The organism is Neorhizobium sp. BT27B (assembly GCF_050455485.1).
Taxonomy (GTDB): domain Bacteria; phylum Pseudomonadota; class Alphaproteobacteria; order Rhizobiales; family Rhizobiaceae; genus Neorhizobium.
The window spans coordinates 62971-87528 of record NZ_JBCIYT010000005.1; the positions used below are offsets into that span (position 1 = coordinate 62971).

The window sequence follows — 24558 nt, forward strand, 5'->3', positions numbered from 1 at the left end:
TTAACGGAACCAGAAACGGAACAGACCGCATGAAAATAGACAGCGGACTGAGCGGATATGGCTACTCCCATCGGTCATACGAGATTGACCGAACGACCGAGGAAGTCCCGCAGCGAGAAGTCGAAGCACGCCAACGCTCTGCATTTGCACTGACGGGCAGCAGTACACTTCTGTCGAGCTCTCTTGCCAGCGCACTGTGGGCTGTCGAAGGAAGCAGCGAATACGATGACGACAGCGATACTCCTCTCATGCAGACGGCCGCTCCGTCGATTGAATGGGTAGAGGGCGCCTATCAGGAATTCTCCGACTACAATTGATTTCGGTCGGATTGACAAGACTCACGAGGGCGAAGGTGTGTTGCGATTGGCGGATCGCAGCACACCTTTTCTTTTTGCCTCACGCCTGCGGCGACACTTCCACGGTCACATGGGATAGCCCCTCCATCGCCTTCAGCTTTTCCTTGTAAAAAGCCGGAGCGCGCGGGTTTTCCGCGGAGATTGCGATGATCGCGGCATGGTGACCGGGGCCAACCTGCCAGATATGCAGATCGGTGACACGATCACCTTCGTTCTCCATCCGTGTGCGGATTTCCTTCGACATCGCCTTTGCTTGCGGAAGCGCATCGAGAAGCACGCCGGACGTCACGCGCACCAGCCCCCACGACCAGCGGGCAATGACCAGACCACCGACGACACCCATGATCGGGTCGAGCCATGTCCAGCCGTAAAGATTGCCAAGGGCCAGCGCCACGATTGCCAGAACCGAGGTGAGCGCATCCGCCAGCACATGCAGATAGGCAGCGCGCAGATTGTTGTCCTTGCCGGCGTGAGCAACATGCCCATGATGCTGATGAGCATGCCCGTGATCATGGTGGTGGTCATGCGCATGATCGTGATCGTGATCGTGATCGTGATCGTGGAGATGCGCATCGCCGTGATGGTGGCCATGATGCGCGTGATCATCCTTCAGCAACCACGCACTGACAAGATTGACGCCCAGACCAAGCGTGGCGACCAGAATGGCCTGACTGAAATCGATGGCGACCGGATTGGCGAGGCGCAGCACGCTTTCCCAGGCGATCAACAGCGCTATCAGGCCCAGTACGATGGCGCTGGCAAAACCGGCCAGGTCCCCGAGTTTGCCGGTGCCGAAGGTGAAATCGCGGTTGCGCGCCTGTTTTCGCGCCACGAGATAAGCGACGGCGGCAATTAGCATGGCGCCAGCATGCGTGGACATATGCCAGCCATCGGCCAGCAGCGCCATCGAACCATAAATCGTGCCGGCGATGATTTCCGCCACCATCATTGCCGTGGTGAGTGCGATGACCGCCCACACACGTCGCTCGTTGCGATCATGATCGCGACCGAGAAAGACGTGCTCGTGTTCCATTGCGTCCGTCGATAGGGACATGGCATTTTCCTTTTGCCTGAATAGCTGCGCCGCCGTCGAATTCCGTAATTTTCAGCGAATGTAGGTTCTGAGCGCTTCCGCCAGTTCATCAACGGCGGCGGCACGCTCCTTTTCGCTTTCGGCATGCAGGACGTGTTCGCGCAGATGATCTTCCATCACCTCGCCGGTCAGGCCCGAAAGGGCACCACGGATCGATGCCAGTTGCTGCAGGATCTGTCCGCAAGGAGCTTCCGCCTCAAGCGCCCGCTCGACGGCCTCCATCTGTCCCTTCATGCGCCGTACCCGCGCCAAAAGCTTTGCCTGTTCCCGAATGGTGTGCGACATGATGGCCTCATTACTATAGGGGGCTACCCTATATTGACAGTCGAACAGATGCAAGAAGGGCGCCGCTTGGCGCCCTTGCAGGGAAATCGTCAGAGATTGCTCAATGTCGTCAGCAGGACAGCCGCCAGTGTAATGCCACCGACCAGCAGCAGCGCGCGCACTCTTGCTCACACGAGACGGAAGGCGGGGCGATCAGACGATAGCCGATTGCGGCTGCCGACATTGAGTGCAGCTTGTTCAGCGCCGGAAGCGATTGCACCATCGGGCAGGCAGCAGACGGCGCCCGGCTGGTGATCACTTTCAAACATTGCAAAATGCACGGCCGAAGCCCGATCGCGAAAAATGCCGCCGACCAGTCCGTCCCGGTCCTGCACGATCCAGCACCCTTTCTTGTCGCGACCGACTGTGAAGCGGACGCCCGAAAATGTGGCCGGATTGTCATGCATCATTGCTTTGCCCATGGGAGAAGTTCCTTCCTGAAAAGGCATTCGGTTAAGGTGTTTCAAACAGTCGGCGTCGCTTTCGGACCCGATTGAACGCGCGGCGCTCTATTGCATCGAATGCAGAACCGCTGTGGCGAGGCCGGTCACGATCAGCACGACCGCGAGGCGCACAAACGCCTGCCAGTCGGTCTGACGGGCGGCCTCATCGGCAATCACAGCCGGAGCCCGACGGACAACATCACGACTCACGACCGGCGCAAGACGACGGCGCTGGTGATGGGGACGGGCCAGCTGATGGGAAAGCATTTTGCTGTTCATCGTTTCATACTCCATGTCCTGCACACCCTTTCAAAAATCCTGCAATTCGGCTTGCCTATGCATTTGCTGCGGTGTGCAGTCTGGAAGGTATGCGCCCAGTCATATGTTTTCGATTGGAGGGTCGCTGCGAAGATGTTGGCGTTTCATAGGAATGCGGGCAAACGCGATCGAGCCGGCCATTTGCCTCGCGTTCGGCTCAGGCAACGACCGGCGATCTGCATTCCTCGACAGGTGCTTCATGGCTGGCCAGCAACCGTTGCAACGCATCGCGCATCTCGGCGTCGATCCCGACCAGCGGCAGCCGCACGGCATCGGCACTGCCCCAGAGAATGGCACCGGCCGCCTTTATGGCGGACGCATCCCACTGGCCGCCGGTCGCCAGTAGCAGCGCCGCCATCTGCTGCGCGAACCGGGCGGACGCACCGGGAAATCCACGCCCCATTGCCGCCAGCAGAAAGGGGAACAGATTGCCGGCGGGCGACACGACACCATGCCCACCACAGGCGAGAAACGCGGGCACATCGACCTCGTCGCCGCAATAATGATGATACCGACGGCGCAAAACGGGATCGAGATGCACAAATGCCAAAAGACGCCCCGCGCCGTGGCGAATACCAACAATATTCTCCACGTCCATCAGCGCCGAGAGGAGCGTCGCCCCGCCTTCGATGACTGTCCGCTGCGGATCGTCATCGATGATGATCGGCAAGTGGGTGGCATCGGCAATGCTGCGCAAGTGATTGGCGACACCGGCCTTGGTCGGTTTTGAATAATAGGGAACGGTAACGAGCAGGCCATCGGCGCCGAGCTGTTGCGCGCGCTGCGTCAGTGCGATGCTGCGCGCAGTGCCGTAAGTACCGGTGGCAGCGATTACGGCAAGACGGCCTCCGGCTTGCTCTAGGCAGGTCGAAAGCACGATATCGCGCTCGGCATCAGTCAGCGAATATCCCTCACCGGTCACATCACAGACGATGACACCATCTACGCCCGCAAGCACCTGCCGGTCGATCGCGGTCATCAAACCGGCACGGTCAATCCCGGCACCATCGAATGGCGTTGCCAGCGCCGTCGCCGTTCTGATATTCGATAATCGCCCGCGCATCCGCATCTCCCGCTCCTGTTCAAGCGGCACGGCATAATCCTCATCCACATAGGAAAGCGAGACCATGTGGCAGAGAGCCGCATAGTTTTCCCATAGCCATCATGGGTCTTTGCAACCTCAAGACTGGGCGAAATAACCGGCATCTTTCCAGTCGAGATTGAGCGACGTCTTGCCTATGCCGGGATTGAATGTGTTGGTCGGATCAAGCTCGCGGTAGAATGCTTTCAGGCTTTCGGCCGCCTCATAAAGATGGCCAACATTGTGCTCGGCCGGATATTTGGCACCCCGCGCTTCCAGCAACGCCAGGATCTCGTGCTTGATCGCGTCGCAATCCTCGCCCTTTTTCACAAGATATTCCTGATGCAGGACGTGGCAGAAGAAGTGGCCGCAATACATGGTGAATTCGATCTTTTGCGAAATCTCCGACGGCAGTATCTCGAACCAGTCGAGCGTATTGCGCGGCAGCGCGATATCGAGCGCGACGATATCCTCCACCGTTTTTGGATGTACGGCACGATAGCGCACAATGGCGCCACCGACGGAGAAGCGGTTGAGCAGCGCCGCCTTGCCTTCCTTCTCGTCGCATTCGAAATAATCGCCGTTTGCCGAGGGAAAACGGGCGGCGAGATAGGCGCGCGCCTCGTCGATACCGGCATCGCCCATCTTCAGCAGGAGATGATGTTCGTAGCGGTCACGATAATCGTTCATGCGGCGCGGCAGATGGTTGGGCATTCGGTCGAAAACGAATTGCAGGATCCGGTCACTGACGGTACCGCCGAACCCGAGCTTTTCCGTCACGCCATCGAACCGGCTTTTCCACGCGAAGGCCAGCGGCACCTTGTCCGTGCCAAAGGCCTGAATATAGAGGAACAGATCCTTGCCGTAACGCCCGCTGGCATCATAGGCGGAACGGTGCATGTATTCACCGGCAATCGGCAGGTTTGCAAAACCTCCCAGAATGTCACGCCGGATGGTTTCGAGTTCGGCCGGATCGTTGCTGCCGATATAGAAGACCTGCGTCTCCTCTTCGGCAGCAAACGTATCGAGCCGCAGCGCAAAGACGGCCAGCTTGCCAGCCGAACCGGAAGCCTCGTAGAGACGCCGCGGATCGGCATTGAAGCGCGCCGGCGTGTCTGCCGAGATGTCGCGCACATGGTCGCAATATTCATGATCGGAGGCATGCAGGTTCGAGACCTCGACGATATCGCTTTCGTCGAACCGACCCTCGTCAAGCCGCCGCAGAATATCTTCAGGAGCTTCGCCCAGCGATATGCCGAGATTGTTGACCAGATGCAGTTCGCCATTCGCATCGACGCGGGCATAAAGCGCGAACTGCGTGAAGGCGGGACCGCGCCGGATAAGCGCACCACCGGAATTGTTGCACACGCCGCCGGTCACGGAGGCGCCGATGCAACTGGAACCGATCACCGAATGCGGCTCGCGACCGATCGGCCTCAGCGCCTTTTCCAGCTGGTCGAGCGTGACGCCCGGATGCGAAACCACCTGCTCTCCGCCATTGACGAGATCAAGCCGGCGAAGACGCAGCGTGTTGATGACCACGACCGGGCGGCCATACCCTTCCGGCACCGGTGTCGATCCGCCGGTCAAACCGGTATTGGCCGCCTGCATGATGATCACGACACCGGCCTGATGGCAGGCCTGCAAGGCCCGCCACATTTCCACCAGCGTGCCCGGCCGCACCACCGCGAAGGCGCCTCCTCCCCCGTAACGATAACCCTGCCGGAAACGCCGGGTTGCGGTGTCACCCGTCAGGCAATGCCGCTTTCCGACGGCATCGCGCAGTTTTTCAAGAAGATCATCCATCCGTTTCGGGCCTCCACCCCAGCACAGCGCGTGGCCTAATAACTGCTTACCATCGGCTGCGAAGCGTCCCCATCCTTGTAGCGGTTGGCGAGCGAGGTGAGGCTCGTCAGAAGAACCGTCAGATCGGCACCGACGGCCACGAAGGACGCTCCCTTTGCGATAAAGCGCCGGTTGAGTTCTTCATCGAAGGTGAGAATACCGGCCGGCTTGCCGGCGGCGATGATGGTTTCGATGGCCGCATCGATCGCCGACAGGACCTCGTCGCTTTTCAGCGGATAACCCATATCGGCGGAAAGATCGGCCGGGCCGATGAAGACACCATCGACACCATCGGTTCTGGCGATCGCCTCCAGGTTTTCCAGCGCCTCCTTCGTTTCCACCTGCACCAGCAGGCAAATTTCGTCGCTCGCCTTTGCGGCATAATCGGCAATCGTGCCGTAACGCGAGGCGCGGGCAACGATCGCTCCCATGCCGCGGTCGCCATTGGGAGGATAACGCACGGAGCGCACGCATTCCGCTGCCTCTTCCGGCGTGTTCACCATCGGGATCAGCAGTGTGCGGGCGCCGATATCGAGCAGTTGCTTGATCATCCACTTCGAACCGACCGGCGGCCGCACAACCGGCTCGACGGGCAAGCCATCGAGAACCTGCAACTGCCGCATGATGCTGCGCAGGTCGTTCGGCCCGTGTTCGCCATCGATCACCAGCCAGTCGAAACCGGTGCGTCCGACGATATCGGCAACCGTGGCCTCCCCGGTGGAAAGCCAAAGTCCGAACTGTTTCTGATGCTTGCCAATCGCTGTCTTGAACCCATTCTCGGTCATGTCGCTCCCATCAACTCCTCGAAATGCTGTTCATTCAACGCCTGAAAAGGCGATTTCTCAAGCCACGCCCAAGCCGATAATCGGCGGCTTGAACACGATCGTCTTCGGTCCCGAAACGCCGCCGTTTGCCATCGCATCGGTGATCAGTCTCGCCGCCGCCTCGCCCATCGCCCGCCTGGGCGATTTGCTCGTGGCGATCGGTGCCGGCAAACTATCCGTCAGATCCAGCCCGTTAAAGCCGGCAAGCACGATCTGCGATGGAACGGCAATGCCATGCTCCATGCACGCGAAAAGCCCGCCGGCCGCCATGTCATCATTGGAATAATAGATACAATCGATATCCGGTTTTGCCGCGATGAGGCGCGTCGTCAGCCGCTTGCCGAGTGCGATGGAGGAAAAGTCGTCATCGAGCTGCTCGGCGGCAAAAGCCAGACCCTGCGCTGCCAGAACCTTGGCAAAGGCCGATTTACGCTTCACCGCCCGCAGATCCTTTTCAAGCGCACTGCCGACATAGGCAATCTTTTTGCGCCCGGCTGCCAGAAGCGCCACGGCCATGTCGCGGCCGGCATCCCCATGCGACAGGCCGACATTAAAATCCACCGGCGTGCCATCGAGATCCATCAGCTGGATAACCGGGATATCGGCCAGTTTCAGCATACGCACGGTCTCTTCCGGCTGGTCGAGACCGGTCACGATGATCGCTGAGGGCTGCCACGACAACATGTCGCGAATGATGTCGCGCTCCTTGTCGGTGTCATAATCGGAAATGCCGAATACCGCCTGCATGCCCGAGCCTTCCAGCCCGGTGGTGATCCCGGAAAGCACTTCGGGGAACACGGTATTGGACATGCTCGGCACAACCACGGCGACAAGATTGGTGCGCTGGGAAGACAGGGAAAGCGCCAGCCGGTTGCCGACATAACTCAAGCTTTTCGCCGCCTGCCGCACACGTTCACCCGTTTCCGGCGCAACGTCGGAGGCGCCGCGCAGCGCCCGCGACGCCGTCATCTTGCTGACGCCGGCAAGAGCTGCAACTTCTTCCAGAGTGGATCTGCGCATGCCGGAAAGATCCTCGAAATTGTAGAGGCCGCGCGTCGGCGGCACAAACAGTCATAGGACTTTTATGCGCTGGAGAAAACTCTCTCCACTTGACATAAATGCACAAAATCGCCCATGTTACCGATACCGGTACCGTTATCATGGTGCCTGAACTTGTGTGGCTCCTGGGGAGGATACGCCGTGCAGGATGCTGGAAAGACGACATTTCCCGCCGGTCATTTGAATGGCTCGCGGCATCATCTTTTAGTTTCAAAATACCATGTCAGAGCCGGCGACAGCGTCGGTCCTGTCGATAATGCATCCAGACCACCACCATCATCCGCGCCGGCAATATCAAACTTATGTTCGATTGCGGGCTTGGCCAAATCGTTGCAAGCTGGCCCGATCCAGAAGTTGCATGGAGCGTGTGGAATGCAGCAATAGTCATCCGGCGGTTCGAAGTGAGGAGCGAACCATCGGACGGAAATATCAACGGCGTCACTGGGAGGAGAAGCCGGAATGCATGTGATGATTTTGGGTGCGGCAGGCATGGTCGGCCGCAAGTTGGTCGACAGGATAGCCGCCAGTCCGCAGGTGCTGGGTGCAGAGATCAGCCGGCTGACGCTTGTGGATGCCTTTCAGCCGCCGGTTCCGACCAGCCTACAGTCGATCACCACGGTGCAGACCGCCGATCTCGCCGATGCGACGATTGCCCCGACACTGATCGCCACACGCCCGGACCTGATCTTTCATCTCGCCGCCATCGTCTCGGGCGAAGCGGAAGCCGATTTCGACAAAGGTTATTCCGTCAATCTCGATGGCACACGCGCCCTGTTCGAAGCGATCCGCCATGAAGGTTTGAAACAGCCTTATGTGCCGCGTTTCGTCTTCGCCTCATCGATTGCCGTATTCGGCACACCTTTCCCCGACATCATCCCCGACGAGTTTTTCACCACGCCGCTGACCAGTTACGGCACACAGAAGGCGATCGCCGAACTGCTGCTCGCCGACTATTCGCGCCGTGGCATTTTCGACGGCATCGGCATTCGCCTGCCGACCATCTGCGTGCGGCCGGGCGCGCCGAACAAGGCGGCATCGGGCTTCTTTTCCAATATTCTGCGCGAGCCGCTGGTCGGCCAGCCGGCAATCCTGCCGGTCAGTGATCAGGTGCGTCACTGGTTTGCCAGCCCGCGCGCGGCTGTCGGCTTTTTCGTGCATGCGGCAACCATCGACACCGCCAAAATCGGCCCACGGCGAAACCTCACCATGCCGGGCCTTTCCGCTCTCGTGGCCGATGAGATCGAGGCGCTGCGCCGCTTTGCTGGCGACAAGGCGGTGGCGCTGATCCGCCGCGAACCGGATCCGGTTATCGAGCGCATCGTCGCCGGATGGGCGACGCAATTCGATGCTCGGCGGGCTTCGAGCCTCGGCTTCAAGGCGGAGGCGAGTTTCGACGAGATCGTGCAGGCGCATATCGAAGACGAACTGGAAGGCAGAGTTTTATGACGGCAGGGAATAAAAGCGGACAGATTGCGTTGGTAACGGGTGGCGGGACCGGTGTCGGGCGCGCCATTGCCAAGGCGCTCGGCGATGCCGGCTACAAGGTGGTCATCTCCGGCCGGCGCGAGGACGTGCTCAAATCCGCCGCGACGGAACTGGCAAACGAAACGGGCGCCGAGTTCATAGCAGTCACCGCCGACGTCGGAGATCCCAACTCGGTGCGGACCCTGTTCGACAGGATTTCGAACATCTATGGCAGGCTCGACCTTCTGGTGAACAATGCCGGCATCAACGTGCCCAACGTGCCCATGGAGGAACTGTCCTTCGAGGACTGGAACGCCATCGTCGCTGCCAACCTCACCGGGGCATTTCTTTGCACCCAGCAGGCGTTCCGGCTGATGAAGGCGCAGGCGCCGCGCGGCGGCCGTATCATCAACAACGGCTCGATCTCGGCCACCGCGCCGCGCCCCAATACAGCCCCCTATACGGCCACCAAACACGCCATCACCGGGCTGACCAAATCGACCGCCCTCGATGGCCGCCATTTCGACATCGCCTGCGGCCAGATCGATATCGGCAATGCCTCGACGGAGATGACCCGAAAAATGGCGAAGGGTGTGATGCAGGCAAACGGCGATATCGCCGTCGAGCCGACCATCGATGCCAGCCATATCGCCAATGCCGTCGTCTACATGGCAAGCCTGCCGCTCGAAGCCAATGTGCTGACGATGACCGTGATGGCGACAAAGATGCCGTTTGTCGGGCGCGGCTGAACCACAGTCGACCGATCGCATACGCAGAGACTAGAGACGGGACTTCATAACATACCCAGGGAGGGAGCATGGCAGACGTTCAATTCACCGATGTCCGCAAATCGTTCGGCGCATTTCCGGTCATCAAGGGTGTGGACATCGAGATCGCCGATGGCGAATTCGTCATCCTCGTCGGCCCCTCCGGCTGCGGAAAATCCACTCTGCTGCGCATGCTGGCAGGGCTTGAAAACATTTCCGGCGGCCAGATCAGCATCGGCGGCAAGGTGGTCAACACGCTGCCGCCCAAGGAACGCGACATCGCCATGGTGTTCCAGAACTACGCGCTCTATCCGCATATGACGGTGGAGCAGAACATGGCGTTTTCGCTGATGCTCAACAAGGCGCCGAAGGCGGAGGCCGACAAACGCGTCAAATATGCCGCCGGCATTCTGGGCCTCGACAAGCTGCTGGAGCGCTATCCGCGCCAGTTGTCCGGCGGCCAGCGCCAGCGTGTCGCCATGGGCCGCGCCATCGTGCGTGATCCAAAAGTGTTTCTGTTCGACGAACCGCTCTCCAACCTCGACGCCAAACTGCGCGTCGCCATGCGCGCCGAAATCAAGGAACTGCACCAGCGGCTGAAGACCACCACGGTCTATGTCACCCACGACCAGATCGAGGCGATGACCATGGCGGACAAGATCGTCGTCATGCATGACGGCGTGGTCGAGCAGATCGGCAGCCCGCTCGATCTGTATGACCAGCCGGCCAACCTGTTCGTTGCCGGCTTCATCGGCTCGCCGGCCATGAACATGATCAAGGGCAAGCTCGACCCGCAGGATCGCAGCCGCTTCATCGCCACCGACGGCACCGTTCTGCCGGTTGCCAACGCACCGGCCGAAGCGCTCGGCCGCGACCTGATCTACGGCCTGCGCCCGGAATATATAGCGCTCGATGCAAACGGCATCCCGGTCGAGATCGTGGTGATCGAACCGACCGGTTATGAGACGCATCTCATCGTGCGGCTGGGCGGCACGGAAGCCAATTGCGTGTTTCGCGAACGTGTCGGCGCCAAGCCGGGCGAAACGCTGCGCGTGTCGATCGATGCCACTCATGTTCACCTCTTCGATGTGGAAAGCGGAAAGAGATTGACCGACTGATACCGCGCGGATGGCCACGGGCAGGAAGAGGAGCCTTCCCGTTTCACCATCCTCGTCGGCGCATTCCGTAACCGAGAATGCAAGGGCCGCCATTCACCAAGCGGGACAGTGGATGCCGGGGGATTTTCGACCCGTGTTTTGGAGGAGGAATATCATGACGATCAGAAGACGTGACTTTCTCGCAGCAACCGCCGCCACTGCCGGTGTCGCGGGTTTGGGCATCCGCCCGTCATTCGCGCAGGCCGAACCGGCCTACAAGCCGGAAAGCGGCGCGAGCTTGAGGCTTTTGCGCTGGACGCCGTTCGTGAAGGGCGACGAAGAGGCATGGCTCGCCAATACCAAAAAATTCACCGAGGCCACCGGTGTCGAAGTCCGTGTCGACAAGGAAAGCTGGGAGGACATTCGCCCCAAGGCCGCCGTTGCCGCCAATGTCGGCTCCGGCCCGGATCTGGTGATGTGCTGGTTCGACGATGCCCACCAGTATCCGGACAAGCTGGTGGATCTCACCGAGCTCGCCAACTATCTCGGCGGCAAATACGGTGGCTGGTATGACGGCATGCGCGGCTATGCCGCCCGTGGCGACCAGTTCATCGCCATGCCGCTGGCCGCCATCGGCAATGCCGTCGTTTACCGCGACAGCCATGTGAAGGCGGCCGGATTCAACGAGTTCCCGAAGGATACGGCCGGTTTCCTCGAATTGTGCAAGGCGATGAAGGCCAAGGGCACGCCGGCCGGCTTCCCGCACGGCAAGGCCGTCGGCGACGGCAACAATTATGCGCATTGGCTGTTGTGGAGCCACGGCGCGCAGATGGTTGATGCTGATGGCAAGGTGACGATCAACAGCCCCGAAACGCTGGCCGCGATCAACTATGCCAAGGAACTCTACGCCACCTTCATTCCGGGCACGGAAAGCTGGCAGGACGTCAACAACAACCGCGCCTTCCTTGCCGGCCAGGTATCGCTGATCGCCAATGGCGTGTCTGTCTATTACACCGCCAAGGGCGACCCGAAACTGGCGGAGATCGCCGCCGATATCCGCACCACCAACTTTCCGATCGGCCCGGTCGGCAAGAGCGTGGAACTGCACCAGACCAGTTCGCTGCTGCTGTTCAAGCACACCAAATATCCTGAAGCGGCCAAGGCCTATATCAAGTTCATGATGGAGGCTGACCAGATGAACGCGTGGCTGACCGGCTCCAGCGCCTATTGCTGCCAGGCACTGAAATCCTTCGCCAAGAACCCGATCTGGACAGCGGACCCGATCCACGCGCCCTATTCGCGCGCGTCGGAAACCCTGCGGCCCAACGGTTATGCCGGCCCGCTCGGTTATGCCTCGGCCGCCACCATGGCCGATTATGTTCTGGTCGACATGTTTGCCGCCGCCGTCACCGGCCAGCGCTCGCCGGAAGACGCGATGAAGGAGGCCGAACGTCGGGCCAACCGTTATTACCGCGTCTGATCCGACCTTGTGACAGTCACGCGGCACGCCTTAACCGGCGTGCCGCCGTTCCCTATCAGGAGGTTTGTCATGGCGACGGTGATTACCAAGGAAACGCGAGGGCCGTTCACCTCGCTCTTGCAGAACAACAATGTGCTCGGCGCCCTGTTCATGCTGCCGGCAGCGATCTTTCTTTTGTGTTTTCTCACCTATCCGCTCGGCCTCGGCGTCTGGCTAGGCTTCACCGATACAAAGATCGGTCGTGACGGCATTTTCATCGGGCTGGAAAACTACCAGTTCCTGATGGAAGACGACGTGTTCTGGCTGTCGGTGTTCAACACCGTGCTCTACACCTTCGTCGCCTCGGTGCTGAAATTCGCACTTGGCCTCTGGCTGGCGCTGCTGCTCAACCAGCATCTGCCGTTCAAATCCTTTTTTCGCGCCGTCATTCTCCTCCCCTGGGTGGTGCCGACGGTTCTTTCGGCGCTGGCCTTCTGGTGGATCTATGATGCGCAGTTCTCGATTATCTCGTGGTCGCTGATGCAGATGGGCATGATCGACAGCCCGATCAATTTCCTCGGCGATGCCACCAATGCCCGCATTTCGGTGATCCTGGCCAATGTCTGGCGCGGCATCCCGTTCGTGGCAATCTCGCTTCTCGCAGGCCTGCAGACCATCCCCGCCTCGTTGCAGGAAGCCGCATCGCTCGATGGCGCCAGCGGCTGGCAGCGGTTCCGCTATGTGACGCTGCCGATGCTGACGCCGATCATCGCCGTGGTGATGACCTTTTCGGTGCTGTTCACCTTCACCGATTTCCAGCTGATCTACGTGCTGACCAAGGGCGGCCCGGTCAATGCCACGCATCTGATGGCGACCCTGTCCTTCCAGCGCGGCATTCCCGGCGGGCAACTGGGCGAAGGTGCAGCGATCGCCGTTGCCATGGTGCCCTTCCTGCTGGCCGCCATCATGTTCAGCTTTTTTGGCCTGCAACGCCGCAAATGGCAGCAGGGCGGACAGGATTGAGGGAAACGAACACATGACCACACAAACCACAACCACCCGCCCCACCGATGATGTGCTGACTGACAATGCCGAGGGCATGAGTTATCTCAACCGCCTGCCCCGGCGTATCGTCATGCTCTATCTGCCGATGGCGGTGTTCACCTTCGTGCTGCTTTTCCCGTTCTACTGGATGGCGATCACGGCGGTAAAACCCAATGACCAGCTGACCGATTACAACAATTACAGCCCGTTCTGGGTGGTCGGCGCCACGCTCGACCATATCAAATATCTGTTTTTCGAAACCTCCTATCCGGGCTGGCTGTGGAACACGATGCTGGTGGCGGTCGGCTCGACCGCGTTGTCGCTGGTCGCCTCCGTCCTCGGCGCCTATGCCATCGAGCGCATCCGGTTCACCGGTTCGCGGCAGGTGGGTCTCGTCATCTTTCTCGCCTACCTGATCCCGCCATCCATCCTGTTCATCCCGCTCGCCTTCATCGTCTTCAAGCTGGGCATCTATGACAGCCGGCTGGCGCTGATCTTCACTTATCCCACCTTCCTCATTCCCTTCTGCACCTGGCTGCTGATGGGTTACTTCCGCTCGATCCCGTTCGAGCTGGAGGAAAGCGCGCTGGTGGATGGCGCAAGCCGCTGGCAGATTCTCGTCAAGATCATCCTGCCGCTGGCGGTGCCGGGCCTGATCTCGGCCGGCATTTTTGCCTTCACGCTGTCATGGAACGAATTCATCTACGCGCTCACCTTCATCCAGTCGTCGGAAAACAAGACGATCCCGGTCGGCGTGTTAACCGAACTGGTGCGTGGCGACGTTTTTGAATGGGGTTCGCTTATGGCGGGCGCGCTGTTCGGGTCTCTGCCGGTGGTGATCCTCTACTCGTTCTTCGTCGACTATTACGTGTCGTCGATGACCGGGGCGGTGAAGGAGTAGCGAATAGCGAATAGCGAGAAATGTCGTCCCCTGATTGCCGCGCAAGAGGTCTCTCCTGCGCGGCATTCGTTTTTATCAGGCAGTCGGTGCCACGCAGCGGTCACCCGTGTCGTCAAAGACATGAAGGTGTCTCGGCGGAAATGACACGTGAACGCTCGGCCCCGCCGACAAGGCCGCACGATCCAGCGTGAACACCTTGAACGCCAGTCCATGCAAGGAGAGATGCAGGATGATGCCGAAACCGGTTGGCTCGACCAGATCGACACTGGCCGCCATGCCTGAGCCCTCGCCGCCCATCACCACATGTTCCGGCCGAATGCCGACGGTCACCTTGGCGCCATCGGCAACCGCCAAAGGTGCCGGCAGGGCGATGACGGTTCCATCCTTCAGCGTCACACTGCCGTTGGCATAGGTTGCGTCGAGAAAATTCATGCCCGGGGAGCCGATGAAACCGGCGACAAAGAGGTTGGCGGGACGGTCGTACAACTCCAGCGGAGCCCCCACCTGCTGGACCACCCCGCCATGCATGGCGACGATCCGGTCCGCCAGGGTCATTGCCTCGATCTGGTCGTGGGTGACGTAGATCGAGGTGGCCTTGAGGTCGCCATGCATTTTCTTGATTTCTGCGCGCATCTGCTCGCGCAGGCGGGCATCGAGGTTCGACAAAGGCTCATCGAACAGGAACGCCTTCGGTTGGCGCACGATGGCGCGGCCCATGGCGACGCGCTGACGCTGGCCACCGGAAAGCGCCTTAGGACGGCGCTCCAGCAGCGGTTCAAGACCGAGTTTTGCAGCGGCACCCGCCACCACGCTGGCGATCTTTTCCTTGGCGATCTTTCTGAGCTTGAGGCTGTAGCTCATGTTGCCGGCAACATTCATGTGCGGATAGAGCGCATAGGACTGGAACACCATGGCGATGTCGCGGTCCTTCGGATGAAGCTCGTTGACGCGCTTGCCGTCAATGCGCATCTCGCCATCGGTTACGCCCTCCAGCCCGGCGATCATGCGCAAAAGCGTGGACTTGCCGCAGCCGGACGGGCCGACCAGCACGACGAACTCGCCGTCCTTGATCTGCAGGTCGATGTCGTGCAGCACCTGCACGTGGCCATAGGCCTTCTTGACGTTCTGGATATCGATCGAAGCCATATGATTACCCCTTGACCGCGCCGGCCGTCAGGCCCTGGACGAGGTAGCGCTGGATGAGCAGGAAGAAGAGAGCGGCCGGGACGAGCGCGAGCACGCCTGCCGCCATCATCTGTCCAAAGTCCACCGAGAATTTGGAAACGAAGGTCAGCAACCCGACCGGGAAGGTGGCGGCATTGTTGCCGTTGATCAGCATCAGCGCGAACAGCAGTTCGCTCCATGCGGCGGTGAAAACGAAACCGAGTGTCGCGGCGATGCCGGGCAAAGTCAGCGGCAGGATGATTTCCCGGAACGCCGTGAACTTCGTGGCGCCATCGATCATCGCCGCTTCTTCGAGATCCTTTGGAATGCCGTCGAAGAAGGACTGCATCAGAAACGTCGCGAAGGGCACGTTGAAGGCGGTGTAGACGACAATCAGCCCCGTCAAACTGTTGGTGAGACCGAGCGGCGTCAAAATCTTGAAGATCGGCGCCACCAGCATGACCAGCGGAAACATCTGCGTCAGGAGCATCAGCCCGACGATCCAGTATTTGGCACGGAAGCTGAAGCGGGAAAGCGCGTAACCGGAGAGCGATGCGCAGATCGTCACGATGATGGCGGTGGAGCCTGAGACGATCAGGCTGTTCTTGAAAAATGTCGGAAAAGCGCTGTGCTGCAATACGAAGGAATAATGTTCCCATGTGGTCCGCGACGGCCACATGCGCACGCCTTCTGAATAGAGAAGGTCGTTCGGCGTCAGCGAAACCTTGAACAGCCAGTAGAGCGGAAAGAGCGCGAAAACGACGTAGGCGAGGATGGCCAGACGATGCGCGGTGGTCGGAAGAAGCGGCGTTCTCATGGTGTCACCCCTTGTTCAGCAATGTCTGCCGCAGCAGGATGATCAGCATCGAATAGGCCAGAAGCAGCACCAGCAGCACCAGCGCGATCGCCGAGGCATACCCGAAATCGAGCGCCTTGAAGGCCTGGGTGAAGATATAGCTGGCAACGATCTGGGTGCGGTCAGCAGGTCCGCCACCGGTCATGACGACGATCAGATCGGCAAAGTTGGAAATCCACACGGTGCGCAGCAGAACGGTGATGGCGATGGTCGGCGCCAGAAACGGCAGCGTGATCGACCAGAAACGCTGAAACCATGAGGCGCCATCGATGGAGGCCGCTTCATAAAGATCACGCGGGATCGATTGAAGTGCGGCCAGAAGCGTGATGGCGAAGAAGGGAATGCCCCACCAGACATTGGCGATGATCGGTCCCCACATCGCATATTGCGGATCGGACAGGATGTTGCCGGGCTGGCTCATCAGGCCGAGATCGAACAGCCAGTGCGGGATCGGCCCGATGACCGGATTGAACAGCCATGCCCAGTTGAGGCCGGCCAGAAACGACGGCACCGCCCATGGCAAAAACACCAATGCCTGAACGAGACCACGGCCCATGAACGGCTTGTCGAGCAGAAGCGCCAGAATGAGGCCGAAGGCAAATTGCAGGAAGACCGACGCGCCTGTCCACCACAGCGTGTTTTTCAAAGCGACATAAAACGCCTTGTCCTTCGACAGGGTTTCGAAATGCTCGAGCCCGATGAAACCGCCGGAAAACGGATTGAGCAGCTGGATATCGCGAAACGCATAGGAAATGCCGACGACCAGCGGCACCAGCATGACAACGATGATGAGGATCAGCGCCGGTGCGCTGTAAAGATAAGGCTCGGAGGCATCAGCAAGGCGCTTTTGCCACGGCCTGCGATCCTGGCGACGATCATAGACGTCGGCGGTCATGGACATCAGACAGTTTCCCGTTTGCGGCGCAAATCTGCGCCGTCATTGCATGAAGAAGAGCGATGTGGCGGCGCGGGTATTTTGCGCGCCGCCACGTAGAAAGTTACTTCTTGGAGAGGTTCTTCTGCTGTGCCTTGGTGAGGTAAGCCGCCCATTCGTCAGCCAGTTCCTTCGCCGTGATGTCGCCGAGCAGAGCCTGTTGCGAGGTCTTGATCGCCAGCGAATCCTTGAAGAAGGCGAATTCCTGCAGGAAGGTCGGCATCACGGTCGGAACGGTGTCCTTGTCGGCCAGTTCCTCGAACCAGCCCTTGAACTGGTCACCGGCGTAGAACGGATCCTTTTCAGCCGCCGTATAGGCCGGCAGCGCGCCGATCTTCTTGTTCCACTCGATATTGCCTTCCGGGCTCTGCAGCGTTTCGATCAGCTTCCAGGACAGGTCCTTGTTTTCGCTCTTGGCGAACATCGACCAGCCGGCATAACCGATCGTCGGGAAGGATTTCCCCGTCGGGCCCTTCGGCAGCGGTGCAACGCCAAAATCTTCCGGCTTCATACGCTCGGCCACGGCGATCAGCGCATCCGGGTCCTGATCGAGGAAGGCGCAGGTACCGGAATAAAACCCGGCAACGACTTCGTTAAAGCCCCAGTTGACACTGTCCTTCGGGGCCAGACCCTTCTTGTAAAGGTCGACCATCCACTCGATACCCTTTGCCCAGCCTTCGCTGTTCATGGTCGAAGTGCCGTCCTCGGTGAAATACTTGTTGTCGCCGGCCATGGAGGCGGCAAAGATCATCCAACCGTTCAGGCCACCCGGCCCGCCGCGCATGCAGTAACCGTATTTGCCCGGCAGCTTGGAAACGGCTTCCGATGCCTTGGTGAACTCGTCCATGGTCTTTGGCGGTGCGGAAACGCCAGCTTCGCTCAGCAGCTTCTTGTTGTAGAACATGGCGCGCAGGTAGAAGCCGTAGGGCAACATATAGGCGGTGTTCTTGACGTCACGGCCGAGTTCCAGCGCGCGCGGTGTCAGCGCCTTGGTGTGCTCCCACTTGGCCAGATAAGGCTCAAGGCTTTCGAGCATGCCGTTATTGCCGTAGAGCGAAAGCCAGGTATCCGGCATTTCCATCACGTCGGGCGTATCGCCGGCCGACACCATGGTGGCGAATTTCTGGAACGCCTCGTTCCAGGGCAGCGAGATGATCTCCACCTTTGCGCCCGGATTTGCGGCCTCGAACTTGTCGACCAGCGATTTCAGCGTCTGCGTGCGCTCCGGGCTGGTGATCACTTCCACCAGCTTGAGCGTGGTATCGGCCATGGCGGTCCCCGCCATCATGGTCGCGATGAATGCAGCCGTTATGATTGTTTTCATTGTCCTGCTCCCAGTTGTTTATTGGTTGATGCGCTAGGTGGCGATGGCAATCGCCTCCTGAATATCGCTCCACAAAGCCTCGGTTCCCTCGAGGCCGACATGGAGGCGTACGGACCGCGCATGGATGCCAAAAGTATGCGCGGAATTCGGCTGGGCCTTCTGCTGCAGCACCACTTCGCCCGGAACGATCAGGCTTTCGTGGCCACCCCAGCTGACGCCGAGCTTGAAGAGTTTCAGGTGATCGGCAAAGGCGCGGATATCGACGCCTTCCTTGAAGATGAAGGAAAACAGGCCGGACGTGCCGTTAAGGCCGGCCGGGAGTCGGTTCGCAAGGCCCGGATGGCAGACCGTTTCCACTACATCGAGTTCCTGCAGGCGCCGCGCGATGGTGAGCGCCGCATCCTGATGCGCCTTCATGCGCAAGGGCAGCGTGCGCATGCCGCGGATCAGCAGCCAAGCATCGAAGGGGGAAAGCTTGCCGCCGAGATAGGGATAGGCCTCCGCCTTCACCCGCGCGATCATTTCCTTTGAACCGGCAACCACACCGGCAACGACATCGCTATGGCCGCCGAGATATTTCGAGGCCGAATGAATGACGAGATCGACGCCAAGCGTGATCGGTCGCTGGAAGACGGGGCTGGCCCAGCTGTTGTCGATCATCGACACGGCACCATGCTTTTTCGCAAGCGCCGCCAGCGCACCAACATCATGCGCTTCCATAACCCAGCTTGTCGGGCTTTCGAGATAAAGCAGTTTCGCACCGGGCAGAGCCTTGTCGACCGCTTGCTCATCGCGACCATCGACATAGGTAACCTCCACCTTCATCCGCTTCAGCAGCGTGCCGAACAGGCGAAAGGCGTCGGGATAAACGTGCTTGACCGCGACGATGCGGTCACCGGGCTCGACAAAGCTCAGGACCGAAGACGAGATCGCCGACATGCCGCTGGCAAACCCGAGCGCGTCTTCGGCACCCTCCAGCTTGGCCAGCATTTCTTCGAACATGCGCACTGTCGGGTTGAGGCCACGCGTATAGATCGGCCGCACCTTTTCGCCGCGATAGGACGCGATCATCTCGTCGTAATCGGAGAAGGTGAAAAGCGAGGTCTGAAAGATCGGCGGCACCACAGCATCGGCAAAGTTGCCATCGTCATGGGCGGTGATCAGCGAGGCAAACGCCGACGGATCGAGCATTTCGTTCATTTGGACATTTCCTTGATGTCTTCCTCGACGACAGCGAGGATTTTTAATGTTTCGCGCCGCGCGCCTTCGGGATCCCGGGCGGCGATGGCGTCGAAAAGCGTGCGATGGAACGGAAAGGAGCGGCGGGCAAAATCCTTGCGATCAAAGGGTGATGACCAGAAATGCTCGAAACTTTCACGCATCTGTTCGAGAAGCTGCCGGAACAGCGGGTTGTGCGTGGCGTCATAAACAGCCAGATGAAAAGCCAGATCTTCCGGGCCGGACGAACCCTGTTCCAGATGGACCGTTTCCATCTTCACCAGCTTGTCCTCGATGATTGCCAGATCATCAGCGGTGCGCATTTGCGCGGCCACCATGCCGGCCTCGCATTCGATGCCGCGGCGAACCTGCAGCGTCTGCAAAAGCACGTCACGCAGGCGTGTCGTATCCAGCGACAGCGGCATATGTACGGTATCGGGAGAGATCGGCCGCAGGAGATAGGTGCCACTGCCCTTGCGGGTCTCGATGACGCCAAGCGCCTGAAAATGACTGATGACCTCGCGGATAGTCGAGCGCCCGACCGCCAGAGCGCCCATCAGTTCACGCTCCGCCGGCAAACGGTCTCCCGCCTTGAGCCTGGCATCGGCGACATATTGGGCAAGTGCTGCCGTGACCTGCTTTGCGCGGTCAACACTCGGCAAAGGCCGAAGCGTATCGGACAGTTTTGGCTTCATGCCACCTCCAGTTTCCCCGCCGACCGCGCTTTACACAGCGTCCAAATTGGTCTGACATCTTAGCAAATCACTTGGGAGCGTGGCTGTCAATCGGGTGTGACAGTGGACATGCATTGCAGGCGCGCCCTTAGCATCCGTATTTGTAGGCCGTAGTTTTTTCTGGAATCGACCGCGCAGCACGATCCCGCCCAATCGCGCCATGATAGACATGCCTTTCCGTCTGGCGGATTTGCCGATCGCCTTGATGTTTATGCCACCAAGCTAACGCCTAGGCAGAAAACATGATTTGAAATCGCAGCCGGCGCGCAAAATAGCTTTGTAGAAAAATAGATGCACTATGGATGACCGACGCAGACCTGACCGCGATCTGCATCGGTTTGAATGGCGGGCACATCAACGCATCGGCGATCGAATCGATGCCGAAATCATTCGCAAGAAACCGTACCCACAGACGCGGTATGCCTGATCGCTTTTGCCGGCCCGCAAGTCACGCTTCAGCACAAGGTCTGAAAAGCGATCCACCTTCAGACCGGATTGATCAGGCCGAAAACCTTGTCGAAATTTCCGGTGGCCTCTGCGGTGCGCTGGGGCATGACGCGGCCGACCAGTACTTCCGATGGTGTCGGCTGGCTGCAAAGCAGCTCTACGGATTCCGTGACGAAATCGGCGAGCGGCATGGCGCGCGGATTTTCCGATTGGCCCGGTGTCAATTCCGTCGCCACCAATGGCGGCGCGATCTCCACCACTGCCACATTTGTGCTGCGCAATTCATGTCGCAGGCTTGTGGACCAGGAATGGATCGCGGCCTTGCTGGCACTGTAGGTCAACGTGTCGGCACGTGGCACGAAGGCCAGGCCGGACGATACGGTGACAACCGCCGCCTCATCACGCGTGCGCAGATGCTCAAGCAGGGCTGCCGTCAGACGGATCGGCGCCAGAAGATTGGTGGATATGGTCTTTTCGACGATGTCGAGATCGTAGCTCTCGGCTAGCACCTTTTCGCTGACCATGATGCCGGCATTATGGATGACGACGTTGAGATCAGGATGATGTTCGGTGATATCCGCCGCGAACTGCTTGATCGCCAGCGGGTCGGTTACATCCAGTTCGTAGCCCAGCATGCCGGGATTGGCATACAGCGTTTCCTTGAGACGCGTATCATCGCGCCCGGTGATGATGACCTTCGCGCCTTCTGCCATCAAGGCCTTGGCAAGCCCCCTGCCAATACCCGAATTGCCGCCGGTGATGAGAATTGTTGCTTTCGAGAAATCCATTTTTCTGCCTCCAGATCGCTTCGGTTTCAGAGATAATCCCAATACTATCTTTTGGTAAGTAGGCACCTTTTAGTAAGTGAAAGATTTTTTCGTGCCCGGCCGGCTATACTATTTGGGGCGCAGCCAACGCATGTGAATGGCTGCAATTTTGGTCAACGTCCCGCTTAATCATCGCGCAATAGTGGCAATGGCTGCGAACTGACGACCGCCACAGACGCATCCATTTAATCTATCACCATGATTTTGATGTGAAATTACAGTTTCATGAAAACTGGCATGAAATCTGCCTACCTTCTTGAGTGACTGGGCAAAAGCTCGGCAAATCAAAAAAGAGGGAACAGCATGACGAAAGAATTGGAGACGAAGCGTTTCGGCATCGACATTTTCACCATGCGTCGGCTGGCGCCGTTCATCGGCGCCGCCACCTTTGCATTGCTGTCGGCAAACACCGTGCTTGCGGCCGGCACATTGCGCATCGGCATGACGGCTTCCGACATTCCGCTCACCACCGGCCAGACCGACCAGGGCGGCGAAGGCCAGCGTTTCATGGGGTATACGGTCTATAACTCGATGATCGAATGGGATCTTTCCAGCGCTGAAAAACCTTCCAGCCTGATCCCGAGCCTTGCGACCAGTTGGGCTGTCGATGGCACCGACAAGACGAAATGGACATTCAAGCTGCGTGAGGGCGTGAAATTTCACGATGGCAGCACGTTCGATGCGGCAGCTGTCGTCTGGAATTTCGACAAGCTGCTGAAGACGGATGCCCCGCAGTTCGACAAACGCCAGGCGGCGCAGGGCAAGTCCCGCATTCCGGCTGTCGTATCCTACAAGGCGGTCGATCAGCTGACGGTGGAAATCGTCACCAACACCCCAGATGCCACCCTGCCCTACCAGTTGAGCTGGATCCTGATGTCGTCGCCGGCCAATTGGGAAGCCCAGGGCAAGAACTGGGATACGGTTGCGCAAAAGCCTTCCGGCACCGGCCCATGGAAAATGGAAAGCGGTTTTACGCCGCGCGAACGCGCCGAACTCACCCCCAACAAGGAATATTGGGACAAGGCACGCGTACCGAAACTCGACAAGCTGGTGCTGATCCCGCTTCCCGAGCCGAATACCCGCGTGGCCGCCCTGCGTTCAGGCCAAGTGGACTGGATCGAGGCGCCTGCCCCGGACTCGGTCAAATCGCTCAAGGATGCCGGTTATTCGATCGTCACCAATTCCTACCCGCATAACTGGACTTGGCACCTGTCGCGCGTCGAAGGTTCGCCGTGGAATGATGTTCGCGTGCGCAAAGCCGCCAATCTGGCGGTTGATCGCGAGGGTCTGAACGAATTGCTGGGCGGTCTCTCCATTCCGGCTCAGGGTTACATGCCGCCCGGCCATCAATGGTTCGGCAAGCCGACATTCAAGCTGGAATACAATGTCGAGGAAGCCAAGAAGCTGATGGCCGAAGCCGGTTACGGGCCGGACAAGCGCATCAAGACCAAGGCTGTGATCTCGTCCTCCGGCTCCGGCCAGATGCTGCCGCTGCAGATGAACGAATACATCCAGCAGACGCTGGCCGAAATCGGCATCGACGTCGAATACGAGGTGATGGACTGGAACACCGTCATCAACGTCTGGCGCGCCGGTGCCAAGGATGCCAGTGCCAAGGAAGCCACGGCCGTCAACTACAGCTACTTCATCCAGGACCCGTTCACCGCAATGATCCGCCAGTCGGAATGCCGGCTGGCACCGCCGACAGGGACCAACTGGGGTTATTACTGCGACAAGGACATGGACGCACTGTTCGCTCAGGTGCGCAACACGTTCGACGCCGAGGAGCAGGACAAGGTGATGCAGAAGATCCACGAAAAATACGTGGACGATGCCCTGTTCCTGATGGTGACGCATGATGTCAATCCGCGTGCGATGACCACCAAGGTCAAGGGTTTCGTGCAGGCACAGAACTGGTTCCAGGATTTTTCGCCGGTCACCGTCGATCCCTGATCAGCCAGATGGCGCGCGGTTTTCCGCGCGCCATTCCATGATGCCCGATCAAGACCCATTCGTGAGGACACCATGCTGCTTTATGCCCTCAAACGCCTGCTGCACGTCATTCCGGTGACGATCGGCGTCAGCATCGTCTGTTTCATGCTGATCCACATTGCCCCCGGCGACCCGCTCGCCGCCATCCTGCCCTCCGATGCTTCCGCTGAAATGCAGACGCAGATGCGCGCGTTCTATGGGCTCGACCGACCATTGCCCGTGCAATATCTTCTATGGGCATGGCACGCCCTGCAGGGTGACCTCGGCACGTCGATCGCGTCCGGCCGACCGGTCCTGAACGAAATCCTCAGCGCCTCCGTCAATTCCATCATTCTCGCCGTCTTTGCGGCAATAATCGGCTTCGTCTTCGGTGCCACACTGGGCTTCCTCGCCGGCATCTATCGCGGTGGCTGGATCGATCGTATCGCCTCGGCATTCTCCATGCTGGGCGTTAGCGTGCCGCATTACTGGCTCGGCATGGTGCTGGTCATCGCCTTTTCGGTCACGCTCGGCTGGCTGCCGGCCATGGGCGGCGGGCCTGAAGGATCGGCGGGGCGCGGTTTCAGCTGGGATTACCTTCGCTTTCTCATTCTGCCGGCAGTCACCATGTCGGTCATCCCGATGGGCATCATCGCCCGCACCATCCGCTCGCTGGTCGCCGACATTCTCGCGCAGGATTTCACTCAGGCGCTGGCCGCCAAGGGACTGATGTCGAGGCAGATCCTTCGCCATGTGGTGCGCAATGCAGCCCCGACGGCACTTTCCGTGATGGGTCTGCAACTTGGTTATCTGCTCGGCGGCTCGATCCTCATAGAAACCGTGTTTTCGTGGCCGGGAACCGGCTTTCTTCTGAACGGTGCGATCTTCACCCGCGACCTGCCGATCCTGCAGGGTACGATCCTCGTGCTCGCGATGTTCTTCGTTTTCCTCAACCTCGTGGTCGACGTGCTGCAAAGCGCCATCGATCCCCGCATCCAGAGGAGCTGA

General features: G+C 59.5%; 24 protein-coding genes. 9 read left to right on the forward strand and 15 right to left on the reverse strand.

What is annotated here, in order from left to right; all coding sequences use genetic code 11:
- Nucleotides 1-29 precede the first annotated feature (29 nt).
- Nucleotides 30-317 (forward strand): hypothetical protein, encoded by a 288-nt coding sequence (locus AAIH70_RS14690; protein WP_132273879.1) that lies wholly within the window; start codon nt 30-32, stop codon nt 315-317.
- Nucleotides 318-396: 79 nt separating this feature from the next.
- Here the strand turns inward: AAIH70_RS14690 and dmeF are convergent, their stop codons facing one another.
- The 8 genes from dmeF to AAIH70_RS14730 form a co-directional block, all read right to left on the reverse strand.
- Complete coding sequence (gene dmeF, locus AAIH70_RS14695; RefSeq protein WP_430034499.1) at nt 397-1410, reverse strand: CDF family Co(II)/Ni(II) efflux transporter DmeF; 1014 nt, start codon at nt 1408-1410, stop codon at nt 397-399.
- Nucleotides 1411-1461: 51 nt separating this feature from the next.
- Nucleotides 1462-1734, reverse strand: a complete 273-nt coding sequence (gene dmeR / locus AAIH70_RS14700) for a Ni(II)/Co(II)-sensing transcriptional repressor DmeR (RefSeq protein ID WP_132273884.1) — start codon at nt 1732-1734, stop codon at nt 1462-1464.
- Nucleotides 1735-1901: 167 nt separating this feature from the next.
- Entirely contained in the window at nt 1902-2195 is a 294-nt protein-coding gene (locus AAIH70_RS14705; RefSeq protein WP_245519159.1) for a hypothetical protein, read from the reverse strand.
- Between the two features lie 87 nt (nt 2196-2282).
- Nucleotides 2283-2495 (reverse strand): hypothetical protein, encoded by a 213-nt coding sequence (locus AAIH70_RS14710; RefSeq protein WP_132273887.1) that lies wholly within the window; start codon nt 2493-2495, stop codon nt 2283-2285.
- Nucleotides 2496-2691: 196 nt separating this feature from the next.
- Nucleotides 2692-3663 carry a dihydrodipicolinate synthase family protein gene (locus tag AAIH70_RS14715; protein WP_132273890.1) on the reverse strand — a complete coding sequence of 324 codons (972 nt, stop codon included), beginning with the start codon at nt 3661-3663 and terminating at the stop codon, nt 2692-2694.
- Between the two features lie 51 nt (nt 3664-3714).
- Nucleotides 3715-5421 carry a D-lactate dehydrogenase gene (dld, locus tag AAIH70_RS14720; protein ID WP_132273892.1) on the reverse strand — a complete coding sequence of 569 codons (1707 nt, stop codon included), beginning with the start codon at nt 5419-5421 and terminating at the stop codon, nt 3715-3717.
- A 35-nt stretch (nt 5422-5456) separates the two neighbouring features.
- Nucleotides 5457-6245 carry an HpcH/HpaI aldolase family protein gene (locus tag AAIH70_RS14725; RefSeq protein WP_132273895.1) on the reverse strand — a complete coding sequence of 263 codons (789 nt, stop codon included), beginning with the start codon at nt 6243-6245 and terminating at the stop codon, nt 5457-5459.
- Nucleotides 6246-6302: 57 nt separating this feature from the next.
- Nucleotides 6303-7304: a LacI family DNA-binding transcriptional regulator gene (locus AAIH70_RS14730; RefSeq protein ID WP_132273897.1), complete on the reverse strand. Its 1002-nt coding sequence runs from the start codon at nt 7302-7304 to the stop codon at nt 6303-6305.
- Nucleotides 7305-7802: 498 nt separating this feature from the next.
- On the opposite strand from AAIH70_RS14730, the gene denD reads away from it, so the two are divergent.
- The 6 genes from denD to AAIH70_RS14760 all read left to right on the forward strand — a co-directional run bounded on the left by denD (nt 7803) and on the right by AAIH70_RS14760 (nt 14075).
- Nucleotides 7803-8789, forward strand: coding sequence for a D-erythronate dehydrogenase (gene denD / locus AAIH70_RS14735; protein WP_132273900.1), 987 nt, complete (start codon nt 7803-7805; stop codon nt 8787-8789).
- Complete coding sequence (locus tag AAIH70_RS14740; protein ID WP_132273903.1) at nt 8786-9556, forward strand: SDR family oxidoreductase; 771 nt, start codon at nt 8786-8788, stop codon at nt 9554-9556. Before denD ends, AAIH70_RS14740 begins: the two co-directional genes overlap by 4 nt.
- A 68-nt stretch (nt 9557-9624) precedes the next feature.
- Complete coding sequence (locus AAIH70_RS14745; RefSeq protein WP_132273905.1) at nt 9625-10692, forward strand: ABC transporter ATP-binding protein; 1068 nt, start codon at nt 9625-9627, stop codon at nt 10690-10692.
- A 154-nt stretch (nt 10693-10846) separates the two neighbouring features.
- Nucleotides 10847-12151 (forward strand): ABC transporter substrate-binding protein, encoded by a 1305-nt coding sequence (locus AAIH70_RS14750; RefSeq protein WP_132273908.1) that lies wholly within the window; start codon nt 10847-10849, stop codon nt 12149-12151.
- A gap of 69 nt (nt 12152-12220) precedes the next feature.
- Nucleotides 12221-13153, forward strand: a complete 933-nt coding sequence (locus tag AAIH70_RS14755) for a carbohydrate ABC transporter permease (RefSeq protein ID WP_132273911.1) — start codon at nt 12221-12223, stop codon at nt 13151-13153.
- 13 nt (nt 13154-13166) lie between these two features.
- Nucleotides 13167-14075: a carbohydrate ABC transporter permease gene (locus AAIH70_RS14760; protein ID WP_132273914.1), complete on the forward strand. Its 909-nt coding sequence runs from the start codon at nt 13167-13169 to the stop codon at nt 14073-14075.
- 75 nt (nt 14076-14150) lie between these two features.
- Here the strand turns inward: AAIH70_RS14760 and AAIH70_RS14765 are convergent, their stop codons facing one another.
- The 7 genes from AAIH70_RS14765 to AAIH70_RS14795 all read right to left on the reverse strand — a co-directional run bounded on the left by AAIH70_RS14765 (nt 14151) and on the right by AAIH70_RS14795 (nt 21540).
- On the reverse strand, nt 14151-15221 hold the full coding sequence (locus AAIH70_RS14765) for an ABC transporter ATP-binding protein (protein WP_132273916.1): 1071 nt from the start codon (nt 15219-15221) through the stop codon (nt 14151-14153).
- Nucleotides 15222-15225: 4 nt separating this feature from the next.
- Nucleotides 15226-16056: a carbohydrate ABC transporter permease gene (locus tag AAIH70_RS14770; RefSeq protein WP_132273919.1), complete on the reverse strand. Its 831-nt coding sequence runs from the start codon at nt 16054-16056 to the stop codon at nt 15226-15228.
- A 4-nt stretch (nt 16057-16060) separates the two neighbouring features.
- A complete protein-coding gene (locus AAIH70_RS14775) occupies nt 16061-16996 on the reverse strand; it encodes a carbohydrate ABC transporter permease (protein WP_132273922.1) in 936 nt (311 codons plus the stop codon).
- A 97-nt stretch (nt 16997-17093) separates the two neighbouring features.
- Nucleotides 17094-18353, reverse strand: coding sequence for an ABC transporter substrate-binding protein (locus AAIH70_RS14780; RefSeq protein ID WP_132273924.1), 1260 nt, complete (start codon nt 18351-18353; stop codon nt 17094-17096).
- Between the two features lie 33 nt (nt 18354-18386).
- Nucleotides 18387-19553 (reverse strand): PLP-dependent transferase, encoded by a 1167-nt coding sequence (locus tag AAIH70_RS14785; protein WP_132273926.1) that lies wholly within the window; start codon nt 19551-19553, stop codon nt 18387-18389.
- On the reverse strand, nt 19550-20266 hold the full coding sequence (locus AAIH70_RS14790; protein WP_430034506.1) for a FadR/GntR family transcriptional regulator: 717 nt from the start codon (nt 20264-20266) through the stop codon (nt 19550-19552). Before AAIH70_RS14790 ends, AAIH70_RS14785 begins: the two co-directional genes overlap by 4 nt.
- Nucleotides 20267-20790: 524 nt before the next feature.
- Nucleotides 20791-21540, reverse strand: coding sequence for an SDR family oxidoreductase (locus AAIH70_RS14795; protein ID WP_132273931.1), 750 nt, complete (start codon nt 21538-21540; stop codon nt 20791-20793).
- A 480-nt stretch (nt 21541-22020) separates the two neighbouring features.
- Between AAIH70_RS14795 and AAIH70_RS14800 the strand changes: the two genes are divergently transcribed.
- A complete protein-coding gene (locus AAIH70_RS14800; RefSeq protein WP_430034915.1) occupies nt 22021-23532 on the forward strand; it encodes an ABC transporter substrate-binding protein in 1512 nt (503 codons plus the stop codon).
- A 72-nt stretch (nt 23533-23604) separates the two neighbouring features.
- Nucleotides 23605-24558 carry an ABC transporter permease gene (locus tag AAIH70_RS14805; protein ID WP_430034508.1) on the forward strand — a complete coding sequence of 318 codons (954 nt, stop codon included), beginning with the start codon at nt 23605-23607 and terminating at the stop codon, nt 24556-24558.

What these genes read in the sequence shown, in the direction of transcription:
- AAIH70_RS14690 (WP_132273879.1), top strand. Translation starts at nt 30, where the DNA reads ATGAAAATAGACAGCGGACTGAGCGGATATGGCTACTCCCATCGGTCA.
- dmeF (WP_430034499.1), bottom strand. Translation starts at nt 1,410, where the DNA reads ATGTCCCTATCGACGGACGCAATGGAACACGAGCACGTCTTTCTCGGT.
- dmeR (WP_132273884.1), bottom strand. Translation starts at nt 1,734, where the DNA reads ATGTCGCACACCATTCGGGAACAGGCAAAGCTTTTGGCGCGGGTACGG.
- AAIH70_RS14705 (WP_245519159.1), bottom strand. Translation starts at nt 2,195, where the DNA reads ATGGGCAAAGCAATGATGCATGACAATCCGGCCACATTTTCGGGCGTC.
- AAIH70_RS14710 (WP_132273887.1), bottom strand. Translation starts at nt 2,495, where the DNA reads ATGAACAGCAAAATGCTTTCCCATCAGCTGGCCCGTCCCCATCACCAG.
- AAIH70_RS14715 (WP_132273890.1), bottom strand. Translation starts at nt 3,663, where the DNA reads ATGGTCTCGCTTTCCTATGTGGATGAGGATTATGCCGTGCCGCTTGAA.
- dld (WP_132273892.1), bottom strand. Translation starts at nt 5,421, where the DNA reads ATGGATGATCTTCTTGAAAAACTGCGCGATGCCGTCGGAAAGCGGCAT.
- AAIH70_RS14725 (WP_132273895.1), bottom strand. Translation starts at nt 6,245, where the DNA reads ATGACCGAGAATGGGTTCAAGACAGCGATTGGCAAGCATCAGAAACAG.
- AAIH70_RS14730 (WP_132273897.1), bottom strand. Translation starts at nt 7,304, where the DNA reads ATGCGCAGATCCACTCTGGAAGAAGTTGCAGCTCTTGCCGGCGTCAGC.
- denD (WP_132273900.1), top strand. Translation starts at nt 7,803, where the DNA reads ATGCATGTGATGATTTTGGGTGCGGCAGGCATGGTCGGCCGCAAGTTG.
- AAIH70_RS14740 (WP_132273903.1), top strand. Translation starts at nt 8,786, where the DNA reads ATGACGGCAGGGAATAAAAGCGGACAGATTGCGTTGGTAACGGGTGGC.
- AAIH70_RS14745 (WP_132273905.1), top strand. Translation starts at nt 9,625, where the DNA reads ATGGCAGACGTTCAATTCACCGATGTCCGCAAATCGTTCGGCGCATTT.
- AAIH70_RS14750 (WP_132273908.1), top strand. Translation starts at nt 10,847, where the DNA reads ATGACGATCAGAAGACGTGACTTTCTCGCAGCAACCGCCGCCACTGCC.
- AAIH70_RS14755 (WP_132273911.1), top strand. Translation starts at nt 12,221, where the DNA reads ATGGCGACGGTGATTACCAAGGAAACGCGAGGGCCGTTCACCTCGCTC.
- AAIH70_RS14760 (WP_132273914.1), top strand. Translation starts at nt 13,167, where the DNA reads ATGACCACACAAACCACAACCACCCGCCCCACCGATGATGTGCTGACT.
- AAIH70_RS14765 (WP_132273916.1), bottom strand. Translation starts at nt 15,221, where the DNA reads ATGGCTTCGATCGATATCCAGAACGTCAAGAAGGCCTATGGCCACGTG.
- AAIH70_RS14770 (WP_132273919.1), bottom strand. Translation starts at nt 16,056, where the DNA reads ATGAGAACGCCGCTTCTTCCGACCACCGCGCATCGTCTGGCCATCCTC.
- AAIH70_RS14775 (WP_132273922.1), bottom strand. Translation starts at nt 16,996, where the DNA reads ATGTCCATGACCGCCGACGTCTATGATCGTCGCCAGGATCGCAGGCCG.
- AAIH70_RS14780 (WP_132273924.1), bottom strand. Translation starts at nt 18,353, where the DNA reads ATGAAAACAATCATAACGGCTGCATTCATCGCGACCATGATGGCGGGG.
- AAIH70_RS14785 (WP_132273926.1), bottom strand. Translation starts at nt 19,553, where the DNA reads ATGAACGAAATGCTCGATCCGTCGGCGTTTGCCTCGCTGATCACCGCC.
- AAIH70_RS14790 (WP_430034506.1), bottom strand. Translation starts at nt 20,266, where the DNA reads ATGAAGCCAAAACTGTCCGATACGCTTCGGCCTTTGCCGAGTGTTGAC.
- AAIH70_RS14795 (WP_132273931.1), bottom strand. Translation starts at nt 21,540, where the DNA reads ATGGATTTCTCGAAAGCAACAATTCTCATCACCGGCGGCAATTCGGGT.
- AAIH70_RS14800 (WP_430034915.1), top strand. Translation starts at nt 22,021, where the DNA reads ATGACGGCTTCCGACATTCCGCTCACCACCGGCCAGACCGACCAGGGC.
- AAIH70_RS14805 (WP_430034508.1), top strand. Translation starts at nt 23,605, where the DNA reads ATGCTGCTTTATGCCCTCAAACGCCTGCTGCACGTCATTCCGGTGACG.